The following is an 11,939-nucleotide window of genomic DNA, read 5'->3' as shown; positions in this document are numbered from 1 at the left end:
ACCCGGCGGGGGGCGTACGCCGGTGCGCCGCGTCCGCGGCATGCGGGTCCGCGGGGCCCGGCGGCACCCGCGGGGGTGTACGCCCCGCCGTTCCGGTGCACCATGACTGCATGTTGCTGGCCCGGTTGGCCCAGGTGTCCCGGGAGGTCGCCGCCACGTCGGCGCGGTCCCGCAAGACCGCCCTGCTCGCGGAGCTGTTCCGCGAGGCGGAGGCGGCGGACGTACCGGTCGTCATCCCGTATCTGGCGGGACGGCTCCCGCAGGGGCGGATCGGCGTCGGCTGGAAGGTGCTGAGCCGCCCGGTGCCGCCGGCCTCCGGGCCGACCCTGACCGTGCGGGACGTGGACGCCCGGCTCACCCGGCTCGGCGCGGTCTCCGGCCGCGGTTCCCAGGCCGAGCGGGCCCGGCTGGTCGGCGAGCTGATGGGCGCCGCCACGGAGGACGAGCAGCGCTTCCTGATCGGGCTGCTCACCGGAGAGGTCCGCCAGGGCGCCCTGGACGCGGCCGCCGTCGAGGGCCTGGCCGCGGCGACGGACGCTCCCCCGGCGGACGTCCGGCGCGCGGTGATGCTCGCCGGGTCGCTGCAGACGGTGGCCGAGGCCCTGCTGGCCGACGGGCCCGGCGCCCTGGGCCGGTTCCGGCTCACCGTCGGCAGACCCGTCCTGCCGATGCTGGCGCACAGCGCGTCCTCGGTCGCCGAGGCGGTCGGCAAGCTGGGCACCGCCGCCGTGGAGGAGAAGCTGGACGGCATCCGCGTCCAGGTGCACCGGGACGGCGGCACCGTACGGGTCTACACCCGCACCCTGGACGACATCACCGAACGGCTCCCCGAGATCACCGAGGCGGCCCTGGCCCTGCCGGGCGAGCGGTTCATCCTGGACGGCGAGGCCGTCTCCCTCGACGCGGACGGGCGCCCCCGCTCCTTCCAGGAGACCGCCGGCCGGGTGGGCTCCCGCACCGACGTGGCCACGGCGGCGCGGGCGGTTCCCGTCTCGGCGGTGTTCTTCGACGCGCTCTCCGTCGACGGCCGCGACCTGCTCGACCTCCCGCTGACCGAACGGCACGCGGAGCTGGCCCGGCTGGTCCCCGAGCCGATGCGGGTGCGGCGCACCCTGGTGCACGGTCCCGAGGAGACCGGGGCCGCGGAGGAGTTCCTCGCCCGGACGCTGGAGCGCGGGCACGAGGGCGTCGTCGTCAAGGGGCTGGACGCCGCCTACAGCGCGGGCCGGCGCGGCGCGTCCTGGCTGAAGGTCAAGCCCGTCCACACACTCGACCTGGTGGTGCTGGCCGCCGAGTGGGGCCACGGCCGCCGCACCGGCAGGCTCTCCAACCTCCACCTGGGCGCCCGCACCGCCGACGGCTCCTTCGCGATGCTCGGCAAGACCTTCAAGGGCATGACCGACGCCCTGCTGGCCTGGCAGACCGGGCGCCTCGAGGAGCTGGCCGTCGAGGAGCACCCCTGGGGCGTGACCGTACGGCCCGAACTCGTCGTCGAGATCGCCTACGACGGCCTCCAGCGCTCCACCCGCTACCCGGCCGGCGTCACGCTGCGCTTCGCCCGCGTGGTCCGCTACCGCGAGGACAAGCGCCCCGAGGACGCGGACACCGTGGACACCCTGCTCGCCGCCCACCCCGGCGTGGCCCCGTGAGGCGCAGCGCGGGCCTGCTGCTGCACCGGCGCGGTCCGGACGGGGAGGTCCAGGTGCTCCTGGGCCACATGGGCGGTCCGTTCTACACCCGCCGGGACGCCGGGGCGTGGACCGTCCCCAAGGGCGAGTACGACCCGGCGGAACCGGCGTGGGAGGCGGCCCGGCGCGAGTTCCGGGAGGAGCTGGGGCTGCCGCCGCCCGAGGGCGAGGCCGTGCCGCTCGGCGAGGTGCGGCAGGCGGGCGGGAAGGTCGTCACCGTCTGGGCCGTCGAGGCGGACCTCGATCCGGCGGCGGTCGTCCCCGGCACCTTCCGCATGGAGTGGCCGCCGAGGTCGGGGCGGATGCAGGAGTTCCCCGAGCTGGACCGGGTGGCGTGGTTCGGCCTCGACCGGGCCCGCGAGGTGATCGTGAAGGCGCAGTCCGCGTTTCTCGACCGGCTGGCTGAGCACTCGCACTGACGAGACGCCACGAGGAACCACGAGGCACCACGAGGAACGACGCGGCCGCCCGCGTTGCGGCACCCCGCGCCGCGCGCCAAGGTCGAAGCACGAAGGCACCCAGGGAGGTCGGCCATGCCCATCGCGACGGTGAACCCGGCGAACGGCGAGACGCTCAGGACGTACGAGGCCATGGGCGAGGAGGAGATCGAGCGCCGGATCGAGCTCGCGGAGGCCACCTTCCGCACCTACCGGACCACGGGGTTCTACGAGCGGGCCGGGCTGATGCGCCGGGCCGCCGACCTCCTGGAGGCGGACCAGAAGGAGATCGGCAAGGTCATCACCACGGAGATGGGCAAGCCGGTCAAGCAGGCCCGCGCGGAGGCGGCCAAGTGCGCCAAGGCGATGCGCTGGTACGCCGACCACGCGGCCGAGCTGCTGGCCGACGAGGAGCCCGCCGACGCCGACGTGAAGGACTCCGGCGCCTCCCGGGCCCTGGTCCGCTACCGGCCGCTGGGCCCGGTGCTCGCGGTGATGCCGTGGAACTTCCCGCTGTGGCAGGTGATCAGGTTCGCGGCGCCCGCGCTGATGGCCGGCAACGTCGGGCTGCTCAAGCACGCCTCGAACGTGCCGCAGACCGCCCTGTACCTGGAGGACCTGTTCCACCGGGCGGGCTTCCCCGAGGGCTGCTTCCAGACCCTGCTCATCGGTTCCGCCCAGGTCGACGACATCCTGCGCGACGAGCGGGTGCGGGCCGCCACCCTCACCGGCAGCGAGCCGGCCGGCCGCGCGGTGGCCTCCACCGCCGGGGAGATGATCAAGAAGACGGTGCTGGAACTGGGCGGCAGCGACCCGTTCGTCGTCATGCCGTCCGCCGACGTCGAGCGGGCCGCGGCGGTGGCGGTGACCGCGCGCACCCAGAACGCCGGGCAGTCGTGCATCGCCGCCAAGCGGTTCATCGTGCACACGGACGTGTACGACGCCTTCGCCGAGCGCTTCGCGGAGGGCATGCGGGCGCTCAGGGTCGGCGACCCGATGGACGAGGAGACCGAGGTCGGCCCCCTCTCCAGCGAGCAGGGTCTGAACGACCTGGTGGAGCTGGTCGACGACGCGGTGCGCGACGGCGCGAGCGTGCTGTGCGGCGGCGAACGCCCGGACGGGCCGGGCTGGTACTACCCGCCGACCGTCCTGGCCGGCGTCACCCGCGAGATGCGCATCCACCGCGAGGAGGCCTTCGGCCCGGTCGCCACGCTCTACCGGGCGGCCGACCTGGACGAGGCGGTGCTGATCGCCAACGACACCGACTTCGGGCTCAGTTCCAACGTGTGGACCCGCGACGACGCGGACGTGGACCGCTTCGTCCGGGACCTGGAGGCCGGCGGCGTGTACGTCAACGGGATGACGGCGTCCCATCCGGCGTTCCCGTTCGGCGGGGTCAAGCGGTCGGGCTACGGGCGTGAGCTGTCCGGGCACGGAATCCGCGAGTTCTGCAACATCACCACCGTATGGCACGGAGCGTGAGCCTTCCGCGACTACGATCCCCTTTGTGAACCGCGAAGTGACCCTGCCTCTGATCGTCGACGACCGCGGCACGCTCCAGGTCGCCGCGTCCGACGTGAGCAAGCTGCTGCGCACGGTCGGCGGTCGGTGGCTGCGGCTGGTGGAGACCGGCGAGGAGAGCCTGGACGAGGACACGGTCGCGGCCCTCACCATCGAGCTGGCCAAGCTGGCCGACCGGATCGACGTGGCGTGCATCGCCCACAGCAGCGGCCGCACCTCCTGACAACGCCGGTCCCCGCTGCCGACGCCGTCCCCGCTGTCCCCGAGACGGAGTAACCCGGCGAGAGATCACCGCTCCGCTGAGTGATCGTGGATGGGCACCCCTGAAAAGGTGCACCACTTTCCGGCCGGGGGGCGAGAGCCTTCCGCGAGGCGAAAGCAGGCACGGTTCATGGCGACTTTGTGCAGACCCTCGGTGTCCGTCCCGGAGCACGTGATCACGATGGAGGAGACGCTGGAGCTGGCGCGCCGGCGCCACACCGACCATCCTCAACTGCCGCTCGCGCTCCGGCTGATAGAGAACACCGGGGTCCGCACCCGGCACATCGTGCAGCCCATCGAGGAGACCCTGAAGCACCCGGGTTTCGAGGACCGCAACAAGGTCTACGAGCGGGAGGCGAAATCCCGTGTCCCGGCCGTCGTCCAGCGGGCCCTGGACGACGCGGAGCTGCTCACCACCGACATCGACGTGATCATCTACGTGTCGTGCACGGGCTTCATGATGCCCTCGCTCACGGCGTGGCTGATCAACGAGATGGGCTTCGACAGCACCACCCGCCAGATACCCATCGCCCAGCTGGGCTGCGCGGCCGGCGGTGCGGCGATCAACCGCGCCCACGACTTCTGCACCGCCTATCCCGAGGCCAACGCGCTCATCGTGGCCTGCGAGTTCTGCTCACTGTGCTACCAGCCGACCGACCTCGGCGTGGGCTCGCTGCTCTGCAACGGCCTCTTCGGCGACGGCATCGCCGCCGCGGTGGTCCGCGGCCAGGGGGGCACCGGGGTGCGCCTGGAGCGCAACGGTTCGTACCTGATCCCCAAGACGGAGGAGTGGATCATGTACGACGTGAAGGCGACCGGCTTCCACTTCCTGCTGGACAAGCGGGTGCCGGCCACCATGGAGCCGCTCGCGCCGGCGCTCAAGGGCCTGGCGGGCGAGCACGGTTGGGACGCCTCCGACCTGGACTTCTACATCGTGCACGCCGGCGGTCCCCGGATCCTGGACGATCTCAGCAAGTTCCTCCAGGTGGACCCGCACGCCTTCCGGTTCAGCCGGGCGACGCTCACCGAGTACGGCAACATCGCCAGCGCCGTCGTCCTGGACGCGCTGCGGCGGCTTTTCGACGAGGGCGGCGCCACCGACGGGGCGCGCGGGCTGCTGGCCGGCTTCGGCCCCGGCATCACCGCGGAGATGTCCCTGGGCTGCTGGCAGACCGCGGACGTGCGGCGCGGCGTACGGGACGACATGACGCGGGCGGTGCCGCGAGACGTGACACGGAGTGTGAGGCAGACGTGAGCGAAGAGACGATGTCCCCGGCCGCGCCGCCCGTACGGGACTGGCCGGCCGTCGACCTGCCCGGCAGCGACTTCGACCCGGTGCTGACCGAGTTGATGCGCGAGGGCCCCGTGACCCGGATCTCGCTGCCCAACGGCGAGGGCTGGGCCTGGCTGGTGACCCGCCACGACGACGTGCGCATGGTCACCAACGACCCCCGGTTCGGCCGCGAGGCCGTCATGGACCGGCAGGTCACCCGGCTGGCCCCGCACTTCATCCCGGCGCGCGGCGCGGTCGGCTTCCTGGACCCGCCCGACCACACCCGGCTGCGCCGCTCGGTGGCCGCGGCCTTCACCGCGCGGGGCGTGGAGCGGGTGCGCGAGCGCTCCCGCGGCATGCTCGACGAACTGGTCGGCGCCATGCTGAAGGCCGGGCCGCCCGCCGACCTCACCGAGGCGGTGCTGAGCCCCTTCCCCATCGCGGTGATCTGCGAGCTGATGGGCGTGCCGGCCACCGACCGGCACGCCATGCACACCTGGACCCAGCTGATCCTGTCCTCCTCGCACGGCGCCGAGGTCAGCGAACGGGCCAAGAACGAGATGAACGCCTACTTCTCGGATCTCATCGGGCTCCGGTCGGACAGCACCGGCGAGGACGTCACCTCGCTGCTGGGTGCCGCCGTGGGCCGGGACGAGATCACGCTGGAGGAGGCGGTCGGGCTCGCGGTGCTGCTGCAGATCGGCGGCGAGGCGGTCACCAACAACAGCGGGCAGATGTTCCACCTGCTGCTGACCCGCCCGGAGCTGGCCGAACGGCTGCGCTCCGAACCGGCGCTGCGTCCGCGGGCCATCGACGAGCTGCTGCGCTGGATCCCGCACCGCAACGCCGTGGGGCTGTCCCGGATCGCGCTGGAGGACGTGGAGATCAGGGGCGTGCGGATCCGCGCGGGCGACGCGGTCTACGTGTCCTACCTGGCGGCCAACCGCGACCCGGAGGTCTTCCCCGACCCGGACACCATCGACTTCGAGCGCTCCCCCAACCCGCACGTGGCCTTCGGCTTCGGCCCGCACTACTGCCCCGGCGGCATGCTGGCCCGGCTGGAGTCGGAGCTGCTCGTCGGCGCGGTCCTGGACCGGGTGCCCGGGCTGAAGCTCGCGGTGGCGCCCGAGGACGTGCCCTTCAAGAAGGGCGCGCTGATCCGCGGGCCCGAGGCCCTCCCGGTGACCTGGTGAGCGGGCTCGCCGCGGCGACCGAGGGCCTGCTGGTGCCGCCGGGCCAGGGCCGGGTGGTGCAGGCGCCGGCCCAGCACGTGACCTTCAAGGTGACCGGTTCGCACTCGCGCATGGCCTCCACCTTCGAGGTCATCGTGCCGCCGGGCTTCGACGTGGGCGCCCATGTGCACACCCGCAGCGAGGAGCTGTTCTACGTGCTGGAGGGCGAGCTGGACGTGCTCGCCTTCGAGCCGAGGGTCCGTACGCCGGACAGCTGGCGCAGGTGGGAGTCGAGTTCGGGCAACCGGGTGGTGCGCGCCACCCCGGGCACGGTCATCGTCGTGCCCCCCGGCTGCCCGCACGCCTTCGCGAACCCGACGGGCGAGCCGGCCAAGATGTTCTTCCAGGCCAGCCCGCCCCCGGACCACGAGCGCTACTTCGAGGAACTGCTGGAGATCCTCGGCGCCGGCGGCCCCCCGGACCACGAGGCGATCGAGGCTCTCAGGGCCAAGTACGACATCGAGCAACTGACTCCGCTCAGGCACGGGTGAGACACCCAGGGGCGCGGGGAACTGCGCGACCAGCCACGACGGACCAGCACCCGGCGTCGCACAGCATCCGAAACGGCGCTCACCGGATCGGCATCCCCGCCAGCGTCCGCGCGATCACCAGCCGCTGGATCTCACTCGTGCCCTCGAAGATCGTGTAGATCGCGGAGTCGCGGTGCATCCGCTCCACCGGGTACTCCCGCGTGTAGCCGTTGCCGCCCAGGATCTGGACCGCCTGGGCGGTCACCTTCTTCGCGGTCTCACTCGCGAACAGCTTGGACATCGAGCCCTCGGCCGCCGTGAACGGCTTGCCGTTGATGGCCATCCAGGAAGCCCGCCACACCAGCAGCCGCGCCGCGTCGATGGACGTGCGCATGTCGGCGAGCTGGAAGGCGACGCCCTGGTTGTCGATGATCGGGCGCCCGAACTGCTCCCGGGTCTGCGCGTACTCCAGCGCCACCTCGTACGCGGCGCGCGCGGTGCCCACCGCCATCGCGCCGACCGCCGGGCGGGACGCCTCGAAGGTGGCCATCGCCGCGTTCTTCACGCGCTCGCCGCCCTGCTTGGCCTTCTCCCGGGCGCGGGCGAGGCGGGCGTCCAGCTTCTCCTTGCCGCCGAGCAGGCAGGAGCCGGGCACCCGCACGTTGTCGAGGACGACCTCGGCGGTGTGCGAGGCGCGGATGCCGTGCTTCTTGAACTTCTGGCCCTGGGACAGCCCCGGGGTGTTCGGCGGCACGATGAAGGAGGCGTGGCCCTTGGAGCCCAGCTCCGGGTCGACGACCGCGACGACGACGTGGACGTTGGCGATGCCGCCGTTGGTCGCCCAGGTCTTGGTGCCGTTGAGCACCCACTCGTCCTTGGCCTCGTCGTAGACGGCGCGGGTGCGCATGGAGGCGACGTCGGAGCCGGCGTCGGGCTCCGAGGAGCAGAAGGCGGCGACCTTGACGTCGCTGGCGTCGCCGTACATCTGGGGGATCCAGGTGCCGATCTGCTCCTCGGTGCCGTTGGCGAGGACGCCGACGGCGGCGAGGCCGGTGCCGACGATCGACAGGGCGATGCCCGCGTCGCCCCAGAACAGCTCCTCCATCGCCATCGGGATGCCGAGGCCGGTGGGGTCGAAGTACTGCTGGGCGTAGAAGTCGAGGGAGTAGATGCCGACCTTGGCGGCCTCCTGGATCACCGGCCAGGGGGTCTCCTCGCGCTCGTCCCATTCGGCGGCGGCGGGGCGGATGACGTCGGCCGCGAAGCCGTGCAGCCAGTCCCGGACCTCCTTCTGTTCGTCGCTCAGCTCCATGGTGAACTCGGCCATGTCCCCTCCAGTGACGCCCATGCATGTTACTTGCGGTAACCCCGAGTCTGTTACCGGCGGGTAGGAAAAGTCAACTCCCGGGTCCCCCTCGCCCTCCCGTTCGATGTCACGCGCCCTGTGAGTGTTACTTTGCGCAGGCGTCACCGAAACAGCACGGGTGGGGAGAGCACATGAACACCACGCAGCGGACCGATCAGCAGACGTCCGCCGACCGCAGACGGCGCGAGCTGCTCGAGGCCGCCGACCGGGTGGTGCTGCGCGACGGTCCGCACGCCTCGATGAACGCCATCGCCGCCGAGGCCGGCATCACCAAGCCGATCCTGTACCGGCACTTCGGCGACAAGGGCGGACTCTACGCCGCCCTCGCCGTCCGGCACACGGACGCCCTCCTCGCCTCGCTGCGGGCCGCGCTGGACGCCCCGGCCCAGCGGCGGCAGCGCGTCGAGTCCACCCTGGACACCTATCTGGCGGCCATCGAGGCCCGCCCGCAGGTGTACCGGTTCCTGATGCATCCGGCGGAGGGCGCCGGCACCCCGGGCGACCAGTCCGAGCAGGGCTTCGACGTCGGCAGGCACTCGGCGCCGCTGCTGCGCCGGATGGGCGAGGAGCTGGCCCAGGTCATCGAGGAGCGGCTCGACGTCGGGCCGGGCACCCAGCAGCTGGCCCGGGTCTGGGGGCACGGCATCGTCGGCATGATGCACGCCGCCGGGGACTGGTGGCTGGGCGAACGGCCCTGCTCCCGGGAGGAGTTGGTCCGTGCCCTGGCCGACCTGCTGTGGGGCCGGCTCGCCGAGGCCGGCGACAAGGCGGGCGGCCCGGGGTTCTGACCTGCCCGGTCGCCGCCCCACCGGTCACCGCGCCCCGGTCGTCGCCGGCGGGGGCGCTCAGCGGTGCCAGGACGCCCGCGCCACCTGGCGCATCAGCTTCCGGTGGCGCCGGCCGGTCAGGCGATCAGCGTAGACCCGCCCCTCCAGGTGGTCGCACTCGTGCTGGAGGCACCGGGCGAAGAAGCCCGTCCCGCGTACGGTGACCGGCGCACCGGTCACCGTGAAGCCCGTCACCACCGCCTCGTCGTGCCGCTCGGTCCCCGCCTCCAGTCCCGGCAGCGACAGACAGCCCTCCGGCCCCCGCACCACCACCCCGCCGGCCTCCACCAGCCGGGGGTTCACCAGGTGCCCGAGGTGCCGCTCGTCCTCGTCGTCCGGGCAGTCGTACACGAAGACGCGCAGCGCCTCGCCGACCTGGTTCGCGGCCAGGCCCACGCCGTGGGCGGCGTACATGGTCGCGAACAAGTCCTCCACCAGCGCCGCGAGTTCCGGGCCGAAGTCCGTCACCTCCGCGCCGGGAGCGTGCAGGACGGGGTCGCCGAGGAGGCTGAGGGGACGGACGCGCCCGTGGGCGCCCGGGATGGGGCCTTGTCGCATGGCGGCCAGAGTAAGGTCCCTGTGTCGCCCGGCGGCGCGCGCCCACCGCCGGAACCGGTGGCCGGTGCCGCGATTCGGGAGTGCGAATGGATCTCGATAGGCTGAGGTCCACACCACGTGGCCGTCAGGCTTCACAGGCTTCAGGCGCGGCGCGTACGGCAAGGAGGATCGAGAACTGATGGCAGGCAACTCGGACCCGCTCACGCCGCGGGCCAAGATCGCCGTGACCGCGGGCAAGGCGGTCGCGGCGGCATCGCGCGCCGCGGGGCGCGGCAGCGGTTCGGTGATCGGCGGCCGGGTCGCGCTGAAACTCGACCCCGACCTCCTGCACCGGCTCGCCCAGCACCTGGACGTGACCCTGGTCTCGGCGACCAACGGCAAGACCACCACCACCCGGCTCATCGCCGAGGCGCTCAAGGCGGCCGGTCCGGTCGTCTCCAACGCGCTCGGCGCCAACATGCCGGCCGGCATCACCTCGGCCCTCGCGGGCGGCTCCGAGGCCCGGTACGGGGTCATCGAGGTCGACGAGAAGTACCTGGTGGGCGTCGCCCAGGCCACCGAGCCCAAGTGCATCGCGCTCCTGAACCTCTCCCGCGACCAGCTCGACCGCGCCGCCGAGACCCGGATGCTCGCCGAGAACTGGCGCGAGGGCCTGGCCGGCTCCAAGGCCGTGGTCGTCGCCAACGCCGACGACCCGCTGGTGGTGTGGGCCGCCTCCTCCTCCCCCAACGTGATCTGGGTCGCCGCGGGCCAGATGTGGAAGGACGACGCCTGGTCCTGCCCGTCCTGCGGCGGTGTGATGCAGCGCCCCGGCGACGACTGGTTCTGCGGCGAGTGCGGCTTCCGCCGTCCCACGCCGAGCTGGGCCCTGTCCGGCGACCACGTGCTCGACCCGCACGGCTCCGCCTGGCCGATCCACCTCCAGCTGCCGGGCCGCGCCAACAAGGCCAACGCCGCCTCCTCCGCCGCCGTCGCCGCCGTCTTCGGGGTGCCGCCGCAGGTCGCCCTGGAGCGCATGTACCAGGTGCAAGCGGTCGCCGGGCGCTACGACGTGGTCCAGTTCCAGGGCCGCGACCTGCGCCTGCTGCTCGCCAAGAACCCGGCGGGCTGGCTGGAGACCTTCTCCCTGATCGACCCGGCGCCGGCCCCGGTGATCCTCTCGGTGAACGCGCGCGGCGCCGACGGCACCGACACCTCCTGGCTGTGGGACGTGGACTACACCCGGCTGACCGGCCACCCGATCTGTGTGATCGGCGACCGGAAGCTGGACCTCGCGGTGCGCCTCGAGGTCGCCAACCAGCAGTTCCAGGTGTGCGAGGACCTCGACCAGGCGGTGCAGCTGTGCCCGCCGGGACGCATCGAGGTCATCGCCAACTACACCGCCTTCCAGGACCTGCGCCGCCGCGTCGGCAACTGACCGCGCAACTTCAGGGGATTTTCGTGAGCGACAACCAACTGCGGATCGTCTGGATCTACCCGGACCTGCTCAGCACCTACGGCGACCAGGGCAACGCCCTCGTCGTGGAGCGCCGGGCCCGCCAGCGCGGCCTCGACGTGGCCCGGCTCGACGTGCGCAGCGACCAGCCGATCCCTACCTCCGGCGACATCTACCTGATCGGCGGCGGTGAGGACCGGCCGCAGCGGCTCGCGGCCGAGCGGCTGCGCCGGGACGGCGGCCTGTACCGGGCGGTGGAGAACGGCGCGATCGTCTTCTCGGTCTGCGCCGGCTACCAGATCCTGGGCCACGAGTTCATCAACGACCTCGGCCAGCGCGAGCCGGGCCTCGGCCTGCTCGACGTGGTCTCCACCCGCGGCGACGGCGCCCGGTGCGTCGGCGACGTCCTCGGCGACATCGACCCGCGCCTCGGCCTGCCGCCGCTGACCGGCTTCGAGAACCACCAGGGCGTCACCCACGTCGGGCCGGGCGCCCGCCCGCTCGCCCAGGTCCGCTTCGGCAACGGCAACGGCACCGGGGACGGCACCGAGGGCGCGTACAACGACACCGTCTTCGGCACGTACATGCACGGCCCCGTGCTGGCGCGCAACCCGCAGATCGCGGACCTGCTGCTCAAGCTGGCCCTCGACGTGAACGCGCTGCCGCCGACCGACGACCGCTGGTACGAGGCGCTGCGCAACGAGCGCATCGCGGCGGCGCAGCAGCCCGCCTGAGCCCCTCCCCCGGGACCCGTCTGATGAGGCATCCGCACAGGTGAGCGGGTGCGTCCAGTAGGCGGACGCGTGGTTCGGCCCCGCCCCCTCGTACCGCTAGGGTGGCGGGGATCGAGCCGGACAGCGCGGTCCGGACC

General features: G+C 72.7%; 12 protein-coding genes. 10 read left to right on the top strand and 2 right to left on the bottom strand.

From position 1 onward, the window contains the following. Positions 1 to 110: 110 nt before the first annotated feature. From K7854_RS15165 to K7854_RS15135, 7 genes are all read left to right on the top strand, one after another. Positions 111 to 1,649: an ATP-dependent DNA ligase gene (locus tag K7854_RS15165; RefSeq protein WP_226027014.1), complete on the top strand. Its 1,539-nt coding sequence runs from the start codon at positions 111 to 113 to the stop codon at positions 1,647 to 1,649. After that, on the top strand, positions 1,646 to 2,107 hold the full coding sequence (locus K7854_RS15160; RefSeq protein WP_226027013.1) for an NUDIX hydrolase: 462 nt from the start codon (positions 1,646 to 1,648) through the stop codon (positions 2,105 to 2,107). Before K7854_RS15165 ends, K7854_RS15160 begins: the two co-directional genes overlap by 4 nt. Before the next feature lie 114 nt (positions 2,108 to 2,221). Then, on the top strand, positions 2,222 to 3,607 hold the full coding sequence (locus K7854_RS15155) for an NADP-dependent succinic semialdehyde dehydrogenase (RefSeq protein WP_226027012.1): 1,386 nt from the start codon (positions 2,222 to 2,224) through the stop codon (positions 3,605 to 3,607). 25 nt (positions 3,608 to 3,632) lie between these two features. Continuing rightward, positions 3,633 to 3,869, top strand: coding sequence for a DUF6213 family protein (locus tag K7854_RS15150; RefSeq protein WP_161376315.1), 237 nt, complete (start codon positions 3,633 to 3,635; stop codon positions 3,867 to 3,869). Between the two features lie 90 nt (positions 3,870 to 3,959). Then, on the top strand, positions 3,960 to 5,162 hold the full coding sequence (locus tag K7854_RS15145; RefSeq protein ID WP_226027011.1) for a type III polyketide synthase: 1,203 nt from the start codon (positions 3,960 to 3,962) through the stop codon (positions 5,160 to 5,162). A gap of 11 nt (positions 5,163 to 5,173) precedes the next feature. Beyond that, positions 5,174 to 6,373, top strand: coding sequence for a cytochrome P450 (locus K7854_RS15140; RefSeq protein WP_264087331.1), 1,200 nt, complete (start codon positions 5,174 to 5,176; stop codon positions 6,371 to 6,373). Then, complete coding sequence (locus K7854_RS15135; protein WP_226027009.1) at positions 6,370 to 6,903, top strand: cupin domain-containing protein; 534 nt, start codon at positions 6,370 to 6,372, stop codon at positions 6,901 to 6,903. The genes K7854_RS15140 and K7854_RS15135 overlap by 4 nt, the downstream gene beginning before the upstream one ends. Positions 6,904 to 6,982: 79 nt before the next feature. On the opposite strand, the gene K7854_RS15130 is transcribed toward K7854_RS15135, so the two are convergent. Then, positions 6,983 to 8,209: an acyl-CoA dehydrogenase family protein gene (locus K7854_RS15130; protein WP_226027008.1), complete on the bottom strand. Its 1,227-nt coding sequence runs from the start codon at positions 8,207 to 8,209 to the stop codon at positions 6,983 to 6,985. Between the two features lie 170 nt (positions 8,210 to 8,379). Between K7854_RS15130 and K7854_RS15125 the strand changes: the two genes are divergently transcribed. After that, the gene (locus K7854_RS15125; protein ID WP_226027007.1) at positions 8,380 to 9,036 is read left to right on the top strand and encodes a TetR/AcrR family transcriptional regulator; all 657 of its coding nucleotides are present in this window, start codon (positions 8,380 to 8,382) and stop codon (positions 9,034 to 9,036) included. A gap of 57 nt (positions 9,037 to 9,093) precedes the next feature. Here K7854_RS15125 and def read toward each other — a convergent pair whose 3' ends face one another. Then, a complete protein-coding gene (gene def / locus K7854_RS15120; protein WP_226027006.1) occupies positions 9,094 to 9,633 on the bottom strand; it encodes a peptide deformylase in 540 nt (179 codons plus the stop codon). A gap of 178 nt (positions 9,634 to 9,811) precedes the next feature. Between def and K7854_RS15115 the strand changes: the two genes are divergently transcribed. Together K7854_RS15115 and K7854_RS15110 are read left to right on the top strand one after the other, a co-directional pair. Further along, on the top strand, positions 9,812 to 11,050 hold the full coding sequence (locus K7854_RS15115) for a Mur ligase family protein (RefSeq protein ID WP_226027005.1): 1,239 nt from the start codon (positions 9,812 to 9,814) through the stop codon (positions 11,048 to 11,050). 23 nt (positions 11,051 to 11,073) lie between these two features. After that, positions 11,074 to 11,802 (top strand): type 1 glutamine amidotransferase, encoded by a 729-nt coding sequence (locus tag K7854_RS15110; RefSeq protein ID WP_226027004.1) that lies wholly within the window; start codon positions 11,074 to 11,076, stop codon positions 11,800 to 11,802. The last annotated feature ends 137 nt before the right edge of the window (positions 11,803 to 11,939 follow it).

It is taken from the genome of Streptomyces hyderabadensis (genome assembly GCF_020404845.1).
GTDB classification, from domain to species: domain Bacteria; phylum Actinomycetota; class Actinomycetes; order Streptomycetales; family Streptomycetaceae; genus Streptomyces; species Streptomyces hyderabadensis.
Note: the sequence above shows the minus strand (reverse complement) of the source record. Positions and strands in the feature narration are given on the sequence as shown.